Here is a 20,047-nt window from a genome sequence, read left to right on the forward strand (position 1 = left end):
AACGCGTGCAACGTTGTCAGCCGGCGAGAGGGAAAGGTTCAACGGGTGTGCAAGCGACCGTTCGGGCATGGACGTAGACGACATCGAGACCATCGCCGTTCTCGGCGCAGGAAACATGGGCCACGGCATCGCGGAAGTCGCCGCGCTCGCCGGCTTCGACGTACACCTCCGAGACATCAAAGAGGAGTTCGTCCAGAAGGGCTACGACCAACTCGAGTGGTCGCTGAACAAACTCGCCGAGAAAGAGCAGATCGGCGAGGCCGAGGCGGAGGCGGCGCTGGACCGCGTGACGCCCATCGTCGACCTCGAAGAGGCCGTCGAGGACGCCGACTTCGTGGTGGAGGCGGTGCCGGAGAAGATGGACATCAAGAAGAACGTCTACCGGGAACTCGAACAGCACGCCCCGGACGAGGCCGTGTTCGCGACGAACACGTCCTCGCTGTCCGTCACGGAACTCTCCGAGGTCACGGACCGCCCGGAGCGGTTCTGCGGGATGCACTTCTTCAATCCGCCGGTGCGGATGCAGCTCGTCGAGGTCATCTCCGGCGCGCACACCGACCCCGAGGTGCTCGACCTGACCGAGGACCTCGCGGAGGCGATGGGGAAGACGCCGGTGCGCGTCCGGAAGGACTCGCCGGGGTTCATCGTCAACCGCGTGCTCGTCCCGCTCCTGAACGAGGCCGCGTGGCTCGTCGAGGACGACGTGGCGACCATCGCCGAGGTCGACTCCACGACGAAGTACGACATCGGCCTGCCGATGGGCGCGTTCGAACTCGCCGACCAGGTCGGCGTCGACGTCTCCTACGACGTGCTCGACTACATGCAGGGCGTGCTCGGCGACGCCTACGAGCCGTGCCCGCTGCTCGTCGAGAAGGTCGAAGCCGAGAAACTCGGGAAGAAGACGGGCGAGGGCTTCTACGACTACGACGACGGCGGCGCGGACGTGCCGACCGACCAGATTCGCGAGGACGTCGCCGACCGCCTCGTCGCCGTGATGGCCAACGAGGTCGCGAAGCTCGTCGGGAACGACGTCGCCGACCCCGCGGAAATCGACGAGGCCGTGATGCTCGGCGCGGGCTACCCCGAGGGCCCCGCGAAGATGGCCGACGACGCCGGTATCGACTACCTCTACGAGACGCTCGACAACCTCTACGAGGAGACCGGCGCGGCGCGCTACGAGCCCGCCGAGTACCTCGGGACGCTCGCCGAGAGCGGCGACCAGTTCCACGCGTCCGCCGAGGACAGCGAGGGCGACACGCCGTCGTTCAGTAGCGTCGCCGTCTCCGTCGACGGGAAGGTCGGCCACCTCGAAATCGACCGCCCGCACCGCATGAACACCATCAGCGGCGAACTCCTCGACGAGCTCTCGGAGGCCGTCGACGTGCTCGCCGCGGACGACGACGTGCGCGCCATCCTCCTGACGGGCGCCGGCGAGAAGGCGTTCTCCGCGGGCGCCGACGTCCAGTCGATGGCGGGGAGCGCGGACCCCATCGACGCCGTCGAACTCTCCCGGAAGGGCCAGCAGACGTTCGGCAAACTCGAGGCCTGTGACGTGCCCGTCGTCGCCGGCATCGACGGCTACTGTCTCGGCGGCGGGATGGAACTCGCGACCTGCGCGGACATGCGCGTCGCGTCCACCCGCAGCGAACTCGGACAGCCCGAACACAACCTCGGTCTCCTGCCGGGGTGGGGCGGCACCCAGCGTCTGAAGCACATCGTCGGCGAGGGTCGCGCGAAGGAGATTATCTTCACCGGTGACCGCTTCGACCCCGAGACGATGGCCGACTACGGCTTCGTGAACGAGGTCGTCGCGAACGACGAGTTCGAGGACCGCGCGTGGGAACTCGCCCGCGACCTCGCCGCCGGCCCGCCCATCGCCCAGCGCTACACGAAGCGCGCGATGCTCGCCGGCCGCGACGACACTGACGCCGGCCTCGAAATCGAAGCGCAGGCGTTCGGCCAACTGATGAACACCCAGGACCTGATGGAAGGCATCAGCGCGTTCTCCGCGGACCGCGACCCCGAATTCGAGGGTCACTGACACGGCACCCGGAGAACGACACGTTTAAACTACTCTCGCGGGAACGGTTTGTTGTCGCTCGGTTGGTGTAGTCCGGCCAATCATGTTGGCCTTTCGAGCCGACGACCAGGGTTCAAATCCCTGACCGAGCACTTTTCGAACGAAGCGAGAAAATCGCGCAGCGAAGCGTGTACGTTGGGGGGAGGGACGCGCGTCGCCTTCGGCTTCAGTACTGTCCAGACGCCGTCGTATCGTGCGCCGAACACGCTTTACGGCCGCTGTACCGCCGACGCAGGCCGCCAAAGATGTAAGTACTCCTCGGCCGGTTTGTCCCACCATGGTAAGTGGTGTAGAGGCGGGCGCGTTGTCCATCGTCCCGGCGTTGCTCGCCATCGGGCTGGCGTGGCGGACGCGCGACGCGCAAATCGGGCTGTTCGTCGGCGTCGTCGCCGCCGGCGTGGTCTACGGCGCGCTGAATCCCGCGGCCGTCGGCGTGCCCGACGACCTGATTCGGGCGGGGCCGCACGTCGCCGAGGTCTCGCCGCAGGCCGACGACGCGAGTTCGTGGAGCGTCGGCCTCGGCGGCGTCCTGCTCGGGTCGGTGTTCGGTCTCAAAGTCGTCCCCGAGATAATCGCGACGGCGCCGCTGTTCGGGCCGTGGTACGTCGAGAACGTCCTGCTCGCCATCTTCGCCATCGGCGGGATGATCGGGCTGATGATTCGGTCGGGCGCGATTCGTGGCGTCCTCGAGGCGCTCGCCGACCGCGTGGACGACTCGGCGGACGCCGAGAAGGCGGCGTTCCTCGCGGGCATCGCCGTCCACATCGACGACTACTTCAACTGCTTGGTGGTCGGGTCGATGATGCGCCCGCTGACCGACCGGTTCAACGTCTCGCGGGCGAAACTCGCGTACTACGTCGACTCCGCCGGGTCGCCGGCCGCCCGCCTCGCCTTCTACTCGACGTGGGGCGCGGCGATGGTCGGGTTCATCGGCGGCGGCATCGAGCAGGCCGCGAGTCAGGGGAATCTCCCGTCGGGGATGAGCGGGTTCGTCGGCGCCGAGGGGAACGCGGTCACGGGCGCCATCTGGCCGCTGTTCTTCAACACCCTGTTCACGGGCTTCTACTCGTGGATTGCACTCGCAATCGCGGCGCTCGTCGCGTGGCAGGTGTTCCCGAACATCTTCGAGATGGGGCGAGAGGAGTCCCGCGCCCGCGCCGGGAACGGCGTCGTCGGCGAGGACGACGACCCGATGATTTCCGAGGAACTCGACCGCTACGAGGTGTACGAGGGCGCGACCCCCCACTGGCGCAACTTCGCCGTGCCCATCCTGACGATGATCGTGGTCGGTCTCGGCGCGATGTTCTGGCGCGCGAGCCCCGTCATCTACGTCGACGGCGCGACCGGGTCGACGCTCCTCCGGGTCGCGGAGTGGCAGTTGGTCGCGCCGCCCGCCGGCCCGTGGTCGTTCAACATCGGCGGCGTCAGCCTCGGCATCGCGTCCGTCGCCGCGTTCGCCGTGGCGTTCCTGATGTACCGCCTGCAGGGGAACATCCCCTCGAACAAGGACGCCACGGACGCCGCGATGGTCGGCTTCAAGGGCATCCTGCTCGCCGCCGTCATCCTGATGTTCGCGTCCTCGATTCAGAACGCCGTCACCGTCCTCGGCGTCGCGTCGTTCATCACCGCGACGTTCGGGAACATCCCGGCGTTCGTCGTGCCCGTCGTCGTCTTCCTCACCACGGCGTTCGTGAGTTTCTCCGACGGGTCGTCGTGGTCGACGTACGGCATCATGTTCCCCATCGCGATTCCGCTCGCGTTCGCGACGGGCGCGAACCTCCCGCTCGTGCTCGGGGCGGTGTTCAGCGGCGGCATCTTCGGCGACCACTCGTCGCCGATCAGCGACACCACGGTGCTGGCGTCCTCGACGTCCGGCAGCGACCACATGGTCCACGTGCGCTCCCAGATTCCGTACGCCGTCATCACCGCCGCCATCACCGCGGCGCTGTTCCTCCTGTTCGGGTTCGTGTTGCCCGAGGGATTCCGCGTCATCCCGTACTGACGGGACGACGCGGGTAGCCGGCCGCGACTGCGCCTGCGTCCGGCCACCACGTCGCTGCGAGCCTGAAACCCGATTCAAGACGGTTCGCGCCGTTGTCACGTTCTGCCATGCGAGCATTCGTGATGAACGGCATCGGCGAGACCGGGTTCGCAGAGAAAGACCGCCCCGAACCGGGGCCGACGGACGCGATTCTCCGCCCGACGAAGGCGTTGGTCTGCACGTCGGACGTCCACACCGTCCACGGCGCAATCGGGGAGCGCGAGAACCTCACGCTCGGCCACGAGGTGGTGGGGACCGTCGACGAGGTGGGCGACTCTGTCACCGACTTCGCGCCCGGCGACAGGGTCGTCGTCGGCGCCATCACGCCCGACTGGGGGTCGGCGGCCGCCCAAGACGGCCACCCCTCGCAGTCCGGCGCGGCCCTCGGCGGGTGGAAGTTCGCGAACGAGAAAGACGGCGTGTTCGCCGAGTACGTCCACGTCAACGAGGCGGACGCGAACCTCGCGCCCATCCCGGAGTCGGTTACCGACGAGGAGGCCGCCTACGTCACCGACATGATGAGTACCGGCTTCATGGGCGCCGAGCACGCCGACATTCCCGTGGGTGGCACGGTCGCCGTGTTCGCGCAGGGGCCGGTCGGCCTGATGGCGACGAAGGGCGCGGACCTGCAGGGCGCGGGCCGCATCTTCGCCGTGGAGACGGTGCAGTCCCGGCAGGACCTCGCGAAGCAGTACGGCGCCGACGAAATCGTCGACTTCGCCGAGGGCGACCCGGTCGAACAGATACGCGAACGCACCGACGGCGAGGGCGTCGACGCCGCCATCGAGGCCCTCGGGTCGAGCGAGACGCTCGAACAGTGCGTCGCCGCCGTGAAGCCCGGCGGCACCGTCTCGAACGTCGGCTACCACGGCGAGGGCGAGTACGTGAACCTCCCGCGCGAGGACTGGGGCGTCGGCATGGCCGAGAAGGACATCGTGACGGGGCTCTGTCCGGGCGGCCGCCTGCGCCTCGAACGCCTGCTCGCGCTCATCGACTCCGGACGCGTCGACCCGACGCCGATGACCACACACGAGTTCGCGTTCGAGAACACGGACGAGGCCTTCGAGTTGATGGAGTCCAAGGAGGACGGCGTCATCAAGCCCCTGATAACGTTCGAGTGACGGCGGTAACGCGGAGTTACGTCGGCCGCCACACTCCATAACAAACGCCGCTCGCGCCGTGGGTTGGCGTGATGAGCGAATCAGACCCAACGACCGAGCGAATCGAGGAGACGACGACGTGGCCCGACCTCGCAATCGGACTCTACGACCGACTCACCGGACGCGGCGCCGAAATCGTCTACGAGTTCGACGACCTCGACGTGGACGTCCCGAGTGGCACCGGCGACGACGCCGAACACGCGCACTGGCACGTGGACGGCACGGTCCGCGTCACGACCCGTGAACGCGAGTGAGTCGCCCACGCCGACCTGGCGCGGCGAACCGCTCTCCGTGACCACCGACCTCTCGGTGTCCGTCGACGGCACCGACGTGGGCGTCGAGTCGACGGGCGACCGGGTGCTCGTGGACGTGCCGGCGCTCGGCGCCGCCGTCGACGTGCTCCGGAGCGTCCCCCGGGAGCGCCTCACCGGCTTCTCCGCGGCGCTCCGGGCCGCCGACGTCACCGTCGAGGTCCGCGTCCGGGAGTCGCCGGTCGCGATTCTCGGAGCGGACGCGCGCGCCGGTCCGGTGTCTCGGCGACTGGGCGTCGCGCCCGCCGAGTTCCGCGTCGGCGGTGCGCTCGTCGCCGTCGCCCGCGGCGCCGGCGCGTCGGTCGCGGAAGCCCGCCGCCTGCTCGACGCGCTCGCGTCGTAGGCGACGGCTACTTTTCTCGGTTCGAGTCGTCGTCTCGGGTATGCTCCTGCGCATCCTCGCCGCGGTGACCGGTCTCTTCGAACTCCTCGTCCCCCGGCAGTTCGTGGACTGGTGGATGGGAGTCGCGACCGACGACGACGGCGACCTGAAACCGTGGGTGTACACCGTCGCCCGCGTCGAGGGTGCCGTCCTCCTGCTGTGGGCGCTCACGAGAGGCTGGCGCGAACGCGACTGAGACTCTCTCGCACACCGAGACAAAACTTATTGTACGGGGGCAGAATTTACGAGTCACACTGCGACTCGGAGCGACCGAGTCCACCGGGTGACCGATAATGACCGCAACGACATCCCGCGCCACCGACTCTCCCTCGATTAGTGGGGAGTCCGCGTGTGCTCGCGTGGGATTCGTCGCGGCCGGATATCACCCGAACGCGCAGTCCGCGTCCACCCTCGCCGCGTGAAGCGGCGATTCACCCCGGGGAGGACGCGGACGCCGTCGACACCTACCGACGGCACTGCGTGTTCTTCTCCGGAACCCTACGCGTGAGCGCGGGCTGCCCGCTCCCGACGGGCCGGCCCCGTGGTCCCACCGAGTTCGACTCTCGGCGGGAGCCTATGGCAGCAGCCAGCCAGACGGTCCGCGTCGTCGCGGACCTCACGATGCACGTATCGCGCAACGCCGCCGGCGACCTCGAAGCCGGCGCGGAGAGCGTCGTCACCCGAATCGACGCCGTCGGCAGCGTCGAACGCGTCGACGTGACTGACCTCCGCCCCCGGCTCAACGACCTGCAGGTCGACGCAACCATCGAGGCGACCCTCGACGTGGACGACGCGCCGGACACCGAAGCCGCCACGCGAGAAGCCCTCATCGACGGCTTCGGCGTCGACAGCGTCGACGACCTGCAACTCGACCGCGCCGTCGTCCCGCCCGGCGAACCCGTCCAAGAGGTGGGTTAGCCGGGACAGCGAACCGAACCGCAGAAGAATCGACCGAGAGCCGCTACCCGCGCCACTCCAGCGCGGTCGCCGCCCACGTGTAGCCGGTGCCGGCCGCGAGGAACAACACCGTGTCCCCGGACTCGACGTTCCCGGCCCGTACGCCCTCGTCGAGTGCGAGCGCCTGGTCCACGCTCTGGACGTGCCCGTACTCGTCGAGGTAGTGGTGGGCGTCCTCGCCCACGCCCAGTTCGTCGGTCAGCCAGTCGTGGAACGACCGCTTCATGTGCGTCAGCGCCACGAAATCGAGGTCCTCGCGCGTCAGCCCCGAGCGCTCCAGCGCGTCGTCCGCGACGTCGAGGAAGTTCGGGCCGCTGACGGGCGCGATTCGCTCCTTCATGTCGTCCGAGGCGACGGTGAGCGCGTGCAGCCCGGCGTCCACCGTCTCCCGCGACGGCGGGCGCTCCGACCCGCCAGCGGGCATGATTACGTCCTCCGAGAAACTGCCGTCCGTGAGCGCGGCGGACTCGTGGACGACCGCTCGCGTGCGGTCGCCGGCGTCCCGCTCCAGCACGAACGCGGACGCGCCGCTCCCGAAGTTGAACATGAAGGAGGCGTCCTCGTCGCCGTAGTCCACGAGGTCCTCCTCGCGGCTCGCGGACACCAACAGGGCGGTGTCCACGTCGCCGGTCTGGAGTTGGGCGCGCGTCTGCCGAATCGCGAGGGGCGCGCCCGCACACAGCGTGTAACTCTCGGTCGCGTACGCCGCATCGGCGCCGAGGCGCTCGGCGACGTTCGCGGCCGCCGACCACACCACGTAGTCCTTGAACTCGCTCCCGTGGTAGAGCACCAAATCGAGTTCTTCGGGGGCCACGTCGGCGTCCGCGAGCGCGTCTTCGGCCGCCTCGACGCACATGTCGGTCGCGTGGTCGGCGTCCGGCGGACAGACGTGTTTCCGTTCGATGCCCATCTTCTCCACGACGACCGCCTCGGGAATCCCGCTCTCCGCGGCGATTTCCTCGCCGGTCACCGTCTCGTCGGGCGTGTAGACGCCGTAGCCGGTGAGACAGACGGTCATCGCTTGAACCTCGCGAGGTACGCCGGGAGTTGCTTCGCGACGGTGCCGCCGAGGCGGTCGCGCAGCGCGCCGAGCAGGCCGCCGGGCACGTACAGCACGAACATCACGAACACGACGCCGAGGTAGAGCGCGGCGTGCCCGTTCAGGAACGTCTCGATGCCCTGCCCGACGGTCATCCCGTTCAGAATCGGCGTTTCGAGCACGCCGGCGGGCACGTAGTCACGGAGCAGCGGGAGCAGGCCGCCGCCGCCCCCGGTCTTCGAGAGGAACTCGCGGATGCTCCGGTCGAACAGCCGACCGTACAGCGGCCCGGCGAGCGTGCCGAACCCGCCGATGATGGAGGCCAGCAGGGCGTCCCCGCTGACGAGGAAGTAAAGCGAGTTGTCCGGCGTGACCGACCGCCGGTAGCCCGCGAACAGGCCGCCCGCGATGCCGGCGAAGAAGCCGCTCGCGGCGAACGCCGCGAGTTTGTACCGGAACGTGTCGTAGCCGACCGCGCGGGCGCGCTCCTCGTTCTCGCGGATGGCGACGAGCACGCGACCGAACGGCGAGTGTACCATGCGCTGCATCGCGAGGTAGCAGACCAGCACCACGAGGCCGACCATGTAGTACGACACTTCGGTCGCGCCGAGGTCGAGGAACAACAAGTCGAGTTCGTCCCCGCGGAGCGGGCCGATTGCGAAGTTCAGCGCGTCCACGAACGGCACGCCGATTTCGAAGCCCTCGGGGTGGAGGCTGTTGCTGACGGAGACGCCGTCACGGGGGTTCGACCCGAGGTAGTCCCAGTCCCGCATCAGCACGTACAGCACCTGCGCGAACCCGAGGGTTATCATCGCGAAGTAGACGCCGGAGAGCCGGAACGACACCGACCCGATGACGACGGCGAGCAGCGCCGCGAGCACGCCCGCGAGCAGCAGACTCACCATGAACGGCGTGCCCGCCGGGAGCAGCGGAATCTTCCCGCTGGCGACGAGCACGACGAAGTAGCCGCCCGCGCCGTAGAACGCGGCGTGGCCGAACGACAGGTAGCCCGTGTAGCCGCTGATGAAGTCGAAACTCATCGCGAACAGCCCGAAGTAGAACACCGCAATCATCGTCTCCGTCTGCGGGAGGAACGCCTCGAACTCGGCGACGCCGCCGAGGAACGAGTAAATCAGCGGGTAGACCCCGAAGAACGCCACCACGAGCAGGTGCGCGACGTGGTCGCGGGCGTACTGCCGGACCCAACTCGTTTCGGCGTCGGTCGCGTCCTCGCGACCGACCGACTCGGTGCTAATGGCCGCCCACCTCCGCTAGGCCGGAGATGCCCTGCGGGCGAACGACGAGCACGCCCACGAGGATGAGGAAGACGGTCAGTTCCGGGAGCCCGGAGAACGTCACGATGCCTTGGTTGAACACGTACGTCATGACTGCATCCACCATACCGACGAGGAGTGCGGCGACGACGGTGCCGCGGAACGACCCGAGGCCGCCGACGATGACGACGACGAACGCCGGGAGCAGCGTCTCGGACGCGAGCGGGACGCTCGCTCCCCAGACGGAGTCCCACATCAGGAGCGCGCCCGCGAACCCGGCGAGCGCGGCGCCGAGCGCGAACACGACCGTGAACACGCGGCGCACGTCGACGCCGAGCGCGGCCGCCATCTCGTCGTCCTCGCTGCCGGCGCGCACGACGAGGCCGTACCGCGTTCGGTTCAGGAACGCCCACACCGCGGCGACGGTGAGGACGCCCCACGCGATCTGGAACAACTGGAGGTTGCCGACGGACGCGCCGAGCACGTCCACGGACTGCCCCATCACGGGCGGTTTCGTGGAGAGCGCGGCGCGCCAGTCGGCCCGCGGCTGGACGCCGTAGAACAACACGACGATGCGCGCGAGTTCGTCGATGACCAGCGTCACGCCGAACGTCAGCAGAATCTGGTAGACCGGCGGCCGGTCGTACAGTTTCCGGATGAGGCCGACCTCCATCGCGGCGCCGACGCCGCCGACGAGGACGGCCGCGACGACCGCGGCGAGGAAGAACCACGCGAACGCGGCCGTGCCGCCGCCCGAGAACGTCACCATCACGAGGCCGGCGACGTACGCGCCGAGCATCGTCAGGGAGCCGTGGGCGAAGTTCAGCACGCCGAGCAGCCCGAAGATGAGCGTCAGGCCGAGCGCCATCATCGCGTACAGCGACGCCTTCGCGAGGCCGTTGACGAACACCTCGAAGACCGCGGTCGCATCGAGCGCGGCGACTGTCGCGGTCACGCTGACAACCTCCGGAAGCGCTCGTCGTCGGTCGTCACGCCCTCCGTGGAGCCCTCGTCGACGACCGTGCCGTGGTCGACGACGTAGAACCGGTCGGCGATGTCGAGGGCGAGCGGGAGGTTCTGTTCGACCAGCAACAGCGTGGTGTCCTCGGCGACTTCGCGCAGCGAGTTCGCGACGTTCTCGACGATGAGCGGCGCCAGCCCCTCGCTCGGTTCGTCCACGAGCAGGAGGTCGTTCTCGCCGACGAGGCCGCGGGCGATGGACAGCATCTGCTGTTGGCCGCCGGACAGCGTGCCGGCGTCGCGGCCCGAGAACTCTTCGAGGTCCGGGAACGCCTCGTAGGCCGTCTCGAGTCCCTCGCGTTCGCTCTCCCCTTTCGGCACGGAGAGCCGGATGTTCTCCTCGACGGTGAGGTGTGCGAACACGCGGCGGTCCTCGGGAATCCACCCGACGCCGCGGTCGGCAATCTCGTGGGTGTCGAGGCCGACGACGCTCTCGCCGTCGTAGCGCACGTCGCCCTCGCGGGGCGGCGTCAACTGGAGAATCGACCGGAGCGTCGTCGTCTTCCCGACGCCGTTCCGCCCGACGAGCGCGACGACTTCGCCACGCTCCACTTCCAGCGAGACGCCCTCGAGGACGTGGCTCTCGCCGTAGTACGTGTGGATGTCCTCGACTTCGAGCAGGCTCACGCCACCCCACCTCCACTGGAGTCGGCGGCGTCCTCGCGCTCGTAGCCGCCGAGGTACGCCTGCCGGACGTCCTCGTCGTTGCGCACGTCCTCGGGGGGACCGTCGGCGATGACGGACCCGCGGTCGAGGACGACGACGCGGTCGCTGACGTTCATCACGATGTCCATGTTGTGTTCGACCAGGAGCACGGCGTGGTCGCTCGCCACGTCCTCGATGAGGTCGACGATGCGGTCGACGCTCTCGCTGGACACGCCGGCGTTCGGCTCGTCCAACAGGAGTACGTCCGGGTCGCCCGCGAGCGCGACGCCGACTTCGAGTTGGCGCGCGGCGCCGTGGCTGAGATTCTCCGCGGTGGTGTCGGCCTCGTCGGCGAGGCCGACGCGTTCGAGGATGCCGTAGGCCTCCTCGTAGTGTTCCTCGAAGGCGTTGACGTTCCGGTGGAACTGTCGGCCCGTGTCGGCGTCGGCCTGCGCGGCGACGCGCACGTTCTCGAGGACGGTGTTCGTCGGAAAGATATTCGTAATCTGGTACGACCGGTGGACGCCCATGCGCGCCGTCTCCGCCGGGTCGGCGTCGGTCACGTCCCGCCACCCGTCGTCGGTCCGGAGTTCGACGGCGCCGTCGCTGGGCGCCAGCGTGCCCGTCAGGAGGTTGAAGAACGTCGTCTTCCCCGCTCCGTTCGGGCCGATGAGCGAACACAGTTCGTCGTCGCCGAGTTCGAAGTCGACGTGGTCGACGGCGACCAGTCCCCCGAACCGGCGGGTCAATCCCCGCGTCCGCAACATCTACAGCGAGCAGTTCATCTGGTCGCTGTCTTTCGGAATCGTCGTCTCCTCGGCGGAGACACGCGAGAGCGGCTCGCTCGGCATGATGGGTGCCTGCCACGTCTCCGACCACTCGTCGCTGGTCGGCGCGACGTTCGCGACGGTCATCTCGGAGCGAGCCTGATTGTTGTACTCCTGGAACGTGTAGCCGCCCTCGCCCTTCGGCGTGTCCGTGACGGTCATGCCGGTGAGCGCGTCCTGGATGTCCGCCGCGTCCGTCGACCCGGACTCGTTGATGGCTTGCACGATGGCCGACGCCGCGGTGAACGTCCCGGAACTGAACAGGTCCGGCACGGTGCCGTAGGCAGACGAGTACTGGTCGACGAACGTGCTGTTGATGTCGTTGTCGTACTGGTTCCAGTGATACCGGGTGGTGAACGGTCCGGCCTTCACGCCGTCGAGTTTCTCCTCCGTGAGCGGTTCGCCGAGTTGGCCCTTGAGGGTCTGCCCGAGGACGTTCGTCGCGACGCGCGTCGCGAACCCGCCGAACAGGCGGTAGGAGTAGTCGCCCTGCAGGAACTGGGAGAACATCGCGGGGAGCGTCGACACGGTGAACCCGCCGACGACGCCCTCGGCGCCGGCTTCCTCGGCCTGCTGGAGGAGGCCCTCCCACTCGGAGTGCCCGCTCTCCACGAAGCGCTTGCCGACGATTTCGACGCCGGCGTCCGAGAGCACGCGCTCGTAGTTGTTGACGACGGCCTTCCCGAAGGAGTAGTCCGCGCCGAACAGGTAGACGCTGTTCACGTCGGACTCCTCGGCGACGTACTTCCCGCCGCTCCGGGCGTCCATCGCGGTGTTCTCGCTCGCGCGGAACAGTTGGTTGCTACACGACTCGCCGCCCGAGGTCAGGCTCGCGGACGCCGCCGGGCCCGCCATGTACGGGATGTCCGTCGCGCTGAGGACGTTGTCGACGACGCGCTGTGCGGCGCTGGAGGACGCACAGCCGAACAGCATGTCGACTTCCTCGTCGGTGACGAGGTTGCTCGCGATGGACTGGGCTTCGTCGGCGTCGAACTGGGTGTCGCGGACGACGAGTTCGTACGTCGTCCCCTCGATTTCGACCTCGTGGGTGCCCGTGCCGGGGTCGGCGATGGGGTCGGTGTCACCCTTGTACGCGAGCCCGGAGAGGAATCCCCACAGCGCCTGTTGTCCGTAGTACGCGATGCTCGTGGATAGCGGCTGCATTACGCCAATTTTCATGTTGTCGGGGCTGCTGGACCCGCCGAGGCCGGCACACCCGGCGAGGCCCGTGATTCCGGCGGCGCCCGCTGCGCCGAGCGACTTGAGTACGGTTCGACGTGACGTGCCAAAGTCCGTCATGATAGTTCACTCTCCGACTGTTCCTGCAAATACTGCCGGGTTAACATGTGAACAGGCGCCACCGGACGCAAAGCGAGCGGCGGTCACTCGATGTCCTCGATGGCTTCGATGACGCGCTGAATCATCTTCTGTTCGCCCCGGCGGAGGTTCTTCGACACCGCGGGTTTCGACACGTCGAAGCGGTCGGCGAGCGTGCCGAGCGTGGCGTCCCGCGGGCTCTCGTAGTAGCCGTCCGAGACCGCGGCCTCCAGGGTCTGTCGTTCCACGTCCGAGAGGTCTTTCGCGCCCTCGATGAGCGTCATCGCGGCGCCCGCGTTCTGGACGAGTTGGTGGAGTTCGGTCTCGTCCGTGTCGTCGCGGCCCACCACGTCGAACTCGTGGGAGCGTTCGAGCGCGGCGAGCGCGTCGTCGGCGCGCTCCGTCTCGTCGAACCCGAGGTGCCACGTCTCGGTGCCGGCCTCGGCGAAGAACGGGCCGGTGACGTAGCCGTCGTGGGCGTGGACGACCGTCATCGCGTCGGTCGGCCCGACGACGGTCCGGAACTTCGCGACGTTGTCCACCTTCGAGAACAGCTCGTAGTCGGCGACGTGGCCGTGGCCCCGCACCGACGACAGGCCGTTTTCGAGCGCGTCGCGGTCGGCGGCCTCCGCGACCATCCGGACTTCCGTCCGGTCCGGGTTCGTGTCGCAGTGGACCGAGGAGAAGGCGACCTCGTGGCTGTCGCTCGCATGGACGAACGGGCAGTCGTACTGCTCCACCTCCATGCTAACGTTAATCATCGTTTCTACTCGTCTGTACCAGGGAAACGACAGGTAAAACGTTTACTCTGTGCCCCCACCGAACCGCTCTCTGAGCGCGTCCCGGTCGATTTTCGAGGGGCCGCTGGTCGGCATGTCGTCGACGAACGCGACGTGGTGGGGGTGCTTGAAGCGCGCGAGGCGACCGTCGAGGAACGAATCGAAGTCCTCGACCGTCAGCGAGTCGTCGCCCTGCACGATTGCCTTTCCGACAGTGCCCCACGTGTCGTCGGGCACGCCGATGACGACCACCTCGCTCACGCCGGGGTGGTCGGCGAGTGCGTCCTCGACTTCGGGCGGGTAGACGTTCTCGCCGCCGCTCACGAACATGTTCTTCTTCCGGCCCTCGATGTAGTGGTAGCCGTCCGCGTCCACCCGACAGAGGTCGCCCGTGGACACCCAGTAGTCGTCGGCGTCGACGGTCGTCGGGTCGTCGACGGCTGGCACGCCGAACGCGTCGGCGGTCTCCTCGGGCGCGCGCCAGTAGCCCGCGGCGGCGTGTGGCCCCCGGAGTTCGAGTTCGCCGACCTCGCCCTGGTCGACGCGCTCGCCGTCGCCGTCCACGATCCGGGCGTCCACGTGCATCGCGGGGACGCCGACGCTGTCGGCCTTCTCGCGGTCCCAGCCGTCCGGCATCGCGAAGTTGTTCGGTCCGCACTCGGTCAGCCCGTAGCCCTGCGAGAGGTCGACGCCGCGGTCCCAGTACGTCTCCATCACGGCGCGCCGGCACGGGCCGCCGCCGCTCTTCGCGAACCGCAGCGTCGAGAGGTCGGTGTCCGGCCAGTCGTCGTGCTCGGTCATCATCCGCAGGACGGCCGGCACCGCGACGAGCACCGACGCGTCGTACTCCTCGACCAGATTGAGCACCTCGCCGGGGTCGAAGTCCCGCGCGACGACGACGTGGCCGCCGACGTGAAACAACGGCATCGTGAGCACGTTCCAACCGCCCGTGTGGAACATCGGGAACACCATCGGCGTCGCGTCGCCCGGCCGGAGTCCCCACGCGGTCACCGTGTTCGTGGCGTTCCACGTCACCGACCCGTGGGTCAGCACCGTCTCCTTCGGCGTGCCCGTCGAGCCGCCGGTGTGCAGGAACATGAACGGGTCGTCCGTGGACAGGTCGGGCGTCTCCACGGGCGAGTCGTCGTCCGGAACGTGCGCGCCGAAGTCGTCCCACCGGTGGTCGCCGTCGGTCGTCAGCGACAACACGTCCGCGTCCTCGGGCACCGCGTCGGCCACGTCGCCGTCGAACGGCTCCTCCACGACGACGAGTTCGGGGTCGACGTTCTCGAACAGTTCCGCGAGTTCGGGCGGTGCGAGGCGATGAGACAGCGGCGCGAACACGCCGCCCGTCTTCCCGCACGCGAACACGAGGTCCACGAGTTCCGGGCGGTTCCGCGAGACGACGGCGACCCGCTCGCCGTCCGCGACGCCGAACTCGCGGAGCAGGCGCGCTGTCCGGTTCGCTCGCGCGTCCATCTCCGCGTACGTCCACGACTCGCCCGTGGTCGCGTCGGTCAGCGCGGGGCGGTCCGGGGACAGCGCCGCGCGGCGGGCGCTCCAGTCGCCCACCCAGTCGCCCGCATCACTCATCGAGGAACTCCCGTACCGCGTCGTTCACGCGCTCGGCGTCCTCCACGAAGAACAGGTGCGGGCCGCCCTCGACGAGTTCGAGGCGGCTGTCCGGCAGGCGCTCGTGGAGCACCTCGCTGTTCCCGACCGGGAGCACGCGGTCGGCGGTGCCGTGCATCACCAACACCGGCACCTCGACGTCGCCGAGGCGGTCGCTCGCATCGAACGTCGCGACGGCGGCGCCCTGTGCCTCTCGCGCGTGCTGCGGCGCGTCCGAGTCCAGCCGCCAGTCGATAATCCGTTCGAGCAGGTCGTCGTCCTCGGCGAGCGCGTCGGTCATCGCCGGCGCCATCTTGTACCGAATCTCCTCGCGCTGGTCGAGGCCCTCGGGCACCTCGAACATGCGCTGTTGCGTTTCGGGCGGTGTCGGCTCCGCGACCTCGCCGCCCGGCGACGTACACAGTAGCGTCAGCGTCTCGGCCTTCTCGAAGTCGAGCGCGTACTGCTGGGCTATCATCCCGCCCATGCTCGCGCCGACGACGTGGGCCGCCTCGACGCCCGCGTCTTCGAGGACGGCGTCCAAGTCGGCCGCCATCTCCGCAATCGTGTACGGCCCCTCCGGCGCGTCCGAGTCCCCGGACCCCCGATTGTCGGGGACGACGACGTCGTAGTCGTCGGCGAGCGCCTCGCGCTGCCAGTTCCACATCCATCGACCGTAACCCAGCCCTTCGACGAGGACGACCGTCTCGGCGTCCGCCGGCCCCTCGCGCTCGTAGGCCAGCGTCACGCCGTCACGGGATACCGTCTGCATGCGCCAACGATGCACGACCCTCGCCTTCAACCCCGTGCTTCACATGTTAACCGTGGGGTTTTCCGCCGCCGCCCCCCGAGTCTCACCCATGCCAGTCGCGTCTGTCGGCGACACCGCCGACGCCTCGATTACCGTCACCGAGGAGACTATCGAATCCTACGCCGCCCTCTCCGGCGACGACAACCCCATCCACCGCGACGAGGAGTACGCCAGCGAGACGATGTTCGGCGGCCGCATCGCTCACGGGATGCTCTCCGCGGGCCCGGTAAGCGCCGCGCTCGCCGACCTCCCGGGCGACATCATCTACCTCTCCCAGGACCTCCAGTTCGAGAACCCCGTCTTCCCCGGCGACACCGTCACCGCCACCGTCGAAGTCGTCGAGGACCTCGGCGGCGACCGCATCCGCGTCGAGACAACCGCCGAGACCGACGAAACGGTCGTCTCCGGCGAAGCCGTCGTGCTCTCCGTCCAGCACGAGTCGTAGTTTCTCTTTCGTCCGCCCCGTCCGCAGAACAGCCCCGCCGCAGTTCGTCAGTACCGCGGGTCGCTCCCGAACTCGTCGTCGCCGAACTCGCCGCCGCCGAGTCCGTCGTCGCCCTGTTCGTCCGGCAACACCCCGGGGTCGGCGCTCCCGACGGCGTCCGGGTCGGGTTCGGTGAGGAAGTCGTGGAGCGTCGGGATGTCCGACAGGCTCGGCCCGCGGTCTCTGCTCCCGCGGAGTCGGCGCCGCGGCGTCGCGACGCGCGCCTCGTTCGACTCCGTGGACTCCGCTCCCGCCGAGTCCGCGCCGCCGCCGAGTTTCGCCTCGATTCGCTCCACGGAGCGCTCGAAGCCGATTGCCTCGTAGCCGTCGCGCGCCGCTTCGAGGTGCGTGAGCCGCGCGCCCGACTCGTCGGCGAGGATGGCGCGGCGCTCGTGGCGCTGGGCGTCGAGGTGCGCGAGCATCTCTTCTCGGCGCTCGGCCGGCACGTCCTGTTCGGCGAGCGCCGCCTCGCCGTCGTCGAGGGCGTCGATTGCGCGCTCGTGGTCGCCGCGCGTCGAGTGGTAGTTCGACGCCACCACCGCTCGCGTGTACGTCGGCTCCCACGGGTCGAGGAACGCGTACTCGCCGGCGATTTCGCGCGCGTCGTCGAACGCCGCGACGGCGACGGCGTGGTTGCGCTTGCTCCGGTGGCGGTGACCGACAGCGCGCGCTCGCTCGTAGCGCGCGTGTCCGACCACCCAGTCCAGTCCGATTTCCCGGCCCGCCGCGACGGCGCCCGAGAAACACAGTTCCGGCGCGCGCGAGTCCCGCCGCGACACCTCGCCGGTCCAGTAGAGCGCGTTCGCGAGGACGTACGCGAACGCCTCCCGAGACTTCCGGGCGGCGGGCGCGACGGCGGCGCGCCACGCCTCGCCGCGCTCCCAGTAGTCCGCGCCCTCGGCGCGGTCCGTCGCCTCGTCGTACGTGAGTTCCGTCGGGTGGCGACTCGCTCGGCGGTTCGCCTCGCCGACGCCCGCCGTCGACGCGACGAACGCGAGGTAGTACGCCAGAAAGCGGTCGTCGCGCTCGATGACGTCACCGAGGTCGTAGCCGAGACGGTAGAGCAGGTCGTGGCACTCCCGGGGGGAGTCACAGGCGACGGCCACCGTCGCCGCGAGCGCGTCCACGGCGTCCACGTCGCCGATTTCGCTCGCGTCGTCCAGCCCCGACGCCAGCGCCTCGAACCTCTCGCGCGAGTCGATATCCGGGCCGGCGGGCGTCGTCGCGCTGATTCGCAGCAGGTCGTAGCGCACCGCGTGGAGCGCGTCGGACGCCCGGTCGTCGGCGCGCGCGAGGGTCGCGACGAGGGACGCGAATTGCTCCGCCGCCAGAAATCCGCCGCACGCGACGGCGAGCGCGACCGCGCCCTCGCTCGCGGCGAGCAGGTCGCGGGCCGCGTTCTCGTCGCCGCGAGCCGTCTCGGTCACGCGCTCGTCGACCGTCGGCCCCGGCACGCGCAGCGTCGTCCGCTCGCCGCGGACGCGAACCCGGACTACCGCGAGTCCCGCGCCGTCTGCGACCGTCAGCCATTGCTTCCCGCCGTCCCGTTCCACCGAGACGCCCTCGGTCGGTTCGACGGTCGCGTCGCTCGCGCCGTCGAGCGTGTAGCGTCGCTGTGGGTCGTCGCCGTCCTCGTGGTCGCCGACGACGCGCGTCACCGTCGCCTCGCCGCGGGGGAGCGGGCGCGTCCAGCGGAACCGCCGACTCATAGGCGACTCGTAGGGAGCGGGGCGGTTTCAGGCCACGGATTCGGGCGCGTCACCCGCCGCCAACGACTCGGCTGGCCCGCTTCGCCACCGCCGACTGGAACGCCGCCGGGTCGACGCCCGCATCGTCGCCGAACAGCACGGCGTACCGCTCGCGAGCGAGCGTCTCGACGACGCGCTCCGCGACGGCGTCCACGTCGCTTCCGACCTCGTCTGCTGCCGCCTCGATGCGCTCGCGAGTCGCGAACTCTGCGGCCGCCGCCTCGGCGTCGCCCTCGAACGGCGCCACCTCGACGGCAGTGTCGAATCGCCGGACTGCGCGGTCGCCGGTCTTGTTCCGGACGAGGACGCCAGCCGCCGGGCCGTCGCGCCACGCCGACACCGGGGCGTCGTAACTTCCGGGGTCGAAGTCCGTCGCGCGCACCTCCTTCGCGACGGCGTTCAGGGGCGTCAGCCCGAGACGCTCGAAGGTCCGTTCGACGGCGTCCGGCGGGAGGAAATCGCCTTCGACGCGGGCGTCGAAACCGAGGAATGCCGGCGTCCTCGCCCAGTCGTAGTCGACGCCCTCGAATCGGGGCGCGACGCCGAAGAACGTGGCCGTCTCGGTGTCGTCGAGCGCGTCCCGGAGCGCGCCGCGGTCCAATCGCTCGCGAACCTCGCGGGCCGCAGCCCGGTAGCCGACCGGGATTTCGCCCGGCGGGAACACTCGCTCGCCGTCGCCGAACCGGAGGAGGCCGTCGCCGCCCAACTGGAACCGGAGCGGGCCGCCGGCAACCCACTCCTGCACCCAGAGGTGACCGGCGTTGAACAGGCCGACGGGCGCGGACTCGACGTCGGGGAGCGCGGGGAACGCCTGCACGGGACTGCGGTGGCGTTCCGCCGGGGTAAGCGTTCCCCCGGTCAGTCGGCGAACTCGTTTCTGAGGTAGACGCCGAGGTAGCCGCCGAGCGCGCTCAGCGCCACGACGAAGAGCGCGGAGACGCCGAGCGCGACGGCGAGCACGCCGGCGACGAACGCGTTCCCGCTCGCGGCGAGTCCGGCGGCGAGGAATCCGAACAACACCGCGAGCGGGACGGCAGCCACGAGACCGGCGGCGCCGCCGACACGCACGCCCGCCGTCCCGTCGCCGTCGTGGAGGTAGCCCGCGACGCCGCCGCCGACGACGGGCGAGACCGGGACGAAGGAGGTGACGCCGGTGACGACGGCGCCGAGCACGGCGACGCTGACGGTGTCCGGTGTCCCGCCCGGTCGACCACGGACGCGAGACCGGTGTGCGACGTAGCCGACGCCAGCGAGCACGAGCACCGCACCCGTCGCGGCCGCGCCGAAGCCGCCCCAGCGCGCGAGTTCGTGTGTCGCGTCCACGAGTTCGGCTTCGGTGAGGACGTCAGACCGGAGGGTTCCCTCGGCGACCATCTCGGCGATGCGGTCGCGGTCCGCACCAGCCCGGAGCGCCAGCCCGGCGAGTGCGGTGCCGAGACCGAACAACACGAGCACGACGCCGACGAGCCAGTCGACCGGCTTCCGGAGGAGAATTGGCGGTTCGTCCGCGGGCGCGTCGGGTGAATCGGCGGTCGCCATACTGCACGTGTCGGCAGCCCGT

At 69.4% G+C, this 20,047-nt stretch carries 20 protein-coding genes and 1 tRNA gene; 9 read left to right on the forward strand and 12 right to left on the reverse strand.

Going from position 1 to position 20,047, the window contains the following annotated elements:
* The first annotated feature begins 67 nt into the window (after nt 1-67).
* The 8 genes from LT972_RS05830 (at nt 68) to LT972_RS05865 (ending at nt 6,892) form a co-directional block, all read left to right on the forward strand.
* Nucleotides 68-2,041, forward strand: coding sequence for a 3-hydroxyacyl-CoA dehydrogenase/enoyl-CoA hydratase family protein (locus tag LT972_RS05830; protein WP_232572257.1), 1,974 nt, complete (start codon nt 68-70; stop codon nt 2,039-2,041).
* 56 nt (nt 2,042-2,097) lie between these two features.
* Nucleotides 2,098-2,172: transfer RNA gene (locus LT972_RS05835), tRNA-Glu, on the forward strand.
* Between the two features lie 185 nt (nt 2,173-2,357).
* Entirely contained in the window at nt 2,358-4,082 is a 1,725-nt protein-coding gene (locus LT972_RS05840) for a Na+/H+ antiporter NhaC family protein (RefSeq protein WP_232572258.1), read from the forward strand.
* 107 nt (nt 4,083-4,189) lie between these two features.
* Nucleotides 4,190-5,242, forward strand: coding sequence for an NAD(P)-dependent alcohol dehydrogenase (locus LT972_RS05845; RefSeq protein WP_232572259.1), 1,053 nt, complete (start codon nt 4,190-4,192; stop codon nt 5,240-5,242).
* A 71-nt stretch (nt 5,243-5,313) separates the two neighbouring features.
* A complete protein-coding gene (locus tag LT972_RS05850) occupies nt 5,314-5,535 on the forward strand; it encodes a hypothetical protein (RefSeq protein ID WP_232572260.1) in 222 nt (73 codons plus the stop codon).
* 37 nt (nt 5,536-5,572) lie between these two features.
* Nucleotides 5,573-5,935 carry a hypothetical protein gene (locus tag LT972_RS05855; protein WP_232572261.1) on the forward strand — a complete coding sequence of 121 codons (363 nt, stop codon included), beginning with the start codon at nt 5,573-5,575 and terminating at the stop codon, nt 5,933-5,935.
* Between the two features lie 40 nt (nt 5,936-5,975).
* A complete protein-coding gene (locus tag LT972_RS05860) occupies nt 5,976-6,170 on the forward strand; it encodes a hypothetical protein (RefSeq protein WP_232572262.1) in 195 nt (64 codons plus the stop codon).
* A gap of 380 nt (nt 6,171-6,550) precedes the next feature.
* The gene (locus LT972_RS05865; RefSeq protein WP_232572263.1) at nt 6,551-6,892 is read left to right on the forward strand and encodes a hypothetical protein; all 342 of its coding nucleotides are present in this window, start codon (nt 6,551-6,553) and stop codon (nt 6,890-6,892) included.
* Nucleotides 6,893-6,935: 43 nt separating this feature from the next.
* Here the strand turns inward: LT972_RS05865 and LT972_RS05870 are convergent, their stop codons facing one another.
* From LT972_RS05870 to LT972_RS05910, 9 genes are all read right to left on the reverse strand, one after another.
* Nucleotides 6,936-7,949, reverse strand: a complete 1,014-nt coding sequence (locus LT972_RS05870) for a 3-oxoacyl-ACP synthase (protein ID WP_232572264.1) — start codon at nt 7,947-7,949, stop codon at nt 6,936-6,938.
* Nucleotides 7,946-9,133 (reverse strand): branched-chain amino acid ABC transporter permease, encoded by a 1,188-nt coding sequence (locus LT972_RS05875; protein ID WP_232572265.1) that lies wholly within the window; start codon nt 9,131-9,133, stop codon nt 7,946-7,948. The genes LT972_RS05870 and LT972_RS05875 overlap by 4 nt, the downstream gene beginning before the upstream one ends.
* Nucleotides 9,134-9,221: 88 nt before the next feature.
* The gene (locus tag LT972_RS05880) at nt 9,222-10,199 is read right to left on the reverse strand and encodes a branched-chain amino acid ABC transporter permease (RefSeq protein ID WP_232572266.1); all 978 of its coding nucleotides are present in this window, start codon (nt 10,197-10,199) and stop codon (nt 9,222-9,224) included.
* Nucleotides 10,196-10,891 (reverse strand): ABC transporter ATP-binding protein, encoded by a 696-nt coding sequence (locus tag LT972_RS05885; RefSeq protein WP_232572267.1) that lies wholly within the window; start codon nt 10,889-10,891, stop codon nt 10,196-10,198. Before LT972_RS05885 ends, LT972_RS05880 begins: the two co-directional genes overlap by 4 nt.
* Nucleotides 10,888-11,676, reverse strand: a complete 789-nt coding sequence (locus LT972_RS05890; protein WP_232572268.1) for an ABC transporter ATP-binding protein — start codon at nt 11,674-11,676, stop codon at nt 10,888-10,890. Before LT972_RS05890 ends, LT972_RS05885 begins: the two co-directional genes overlap by 4 nt.
* Nucleotides 11,677-13,035, reverse strand: coding sequence for an ABC transporter substrate-binding protein (locus LT972_RS05895; RefSeq protein ID WP_232572269.1), 1,359 nt, complete (start codon nt 13,033-13,035; stop codon nt 11,677-11,679).
* 83 nt (nt 13,036-13,118) lie between these two features.
* On the reverse strand, nt 13,119-13,814 hold the full coding sequence (locus LT972_RS05900) for a helix-turn-helix domain-containing protein (protein WP_232572270.1): 696 nt from the start codon (nt 13,812-13,814) through the stop codon (nt 13,119-13,121).
* Nucleotides 13,815-13,856: 42 nt separating this feature from the next.
* The gene (locus LT972_RS05905; RefSeq protein WP_232572271.1) at nt 13,857-15,425 is read right to left on the reverse strand and encodes an AMP-binding protein; all 1,569 of its coding nucleotides are present in this window, start codon (nt 15,423-15,425) and stop codon (nt 13,857-13,859) included.
* Nucleotides 15,418-16,215 (reverse strand): alpha/beta fold hydrolase, encoded by a 798-nt coding sequence (locus tag LT972_RS05910; protein ID WP_232572272.1) that lies wholly within the window; start codon nt 16,213-16,215, stop codon nt 15,418-15,420. Before LT972_RS05910 ends, LT972_RS05905 begins: the two co-directional genes overlap by 8 nt.
* A gap of 88 nt (nt 16,216-16,303) precedes the next feature.
* On the opposite strand from LT972_RS05910, the gene LT972_RS05915 reads away from it, so the two are divergent.
* On the forward strand, nt 16,304-16,699 hold the full coding sequence (locus LT972_RS05915; protein WP_232572273.1) for a MaoC family dehydratase: 396 nt from the start codon (nt 16,304-16,306) through the stop codon (nt 16,697-16,699).
* A gap of 47 nt (nt 16,700-16,746) precedes the next feature.
* Here LT972_RS05915 and LT972_RS05920 read toward each other — a convergent pair whose 3' ends face one another.
* From LT972_RS05920 to LT972_RS05930, 3 genes are read right to left on the reverse strand one after another with little or no spacing between them, the layout of a single operon-like run.
* Nucleotides 16,747-18,447: a hypothetical protein gene (locus LT972_RS05920; protein ID WP_232572274.1), complete on the reverse strand. Its 1,701-nt coding sequence runs from the start codon at nt 18,445-18,447 to the stop codon at nt 16,747-16,749.
* A gap of 49 nt (nt 18,448-18,496) precedes the next feature.
* Nucleotides 18,497-19,303 carry a hypothetical protein gene (locus tag LT972_RS05925; RefSeq protein WP_232572275.1) on the reverse strand — a complete coding sequence of 269 codons (807 nt, stop codon included), beginning with the start codon at nt 19,301-19,303 and terminating at the stop codon, nt 18,497-18,499.
* A gap of 41 nt (nt 19,304-19,344) precedes the next feature.
* A complete protein-coding gene (locus LT972_RS05930; protein ID WP_232572276.1) occupies nt 19,345-20,025 on the reverse strand; it encodes a DUF5518 domain-containing protein in 681 nt (226 codons plus the stop codon).
* Between the last annotated feature and the right edge of the window lie 22 nt (nt 20,026-20,047).

This window comes from Halobacterium litoreum, assembly GCF_021233415.1.
GTDB classification, from domain to species: Archaea; Halobacteriota; Halobacteria; order Halobacteriales; family Halobacteriaceae; genus Halobacterium; species Halobacterium litoreum.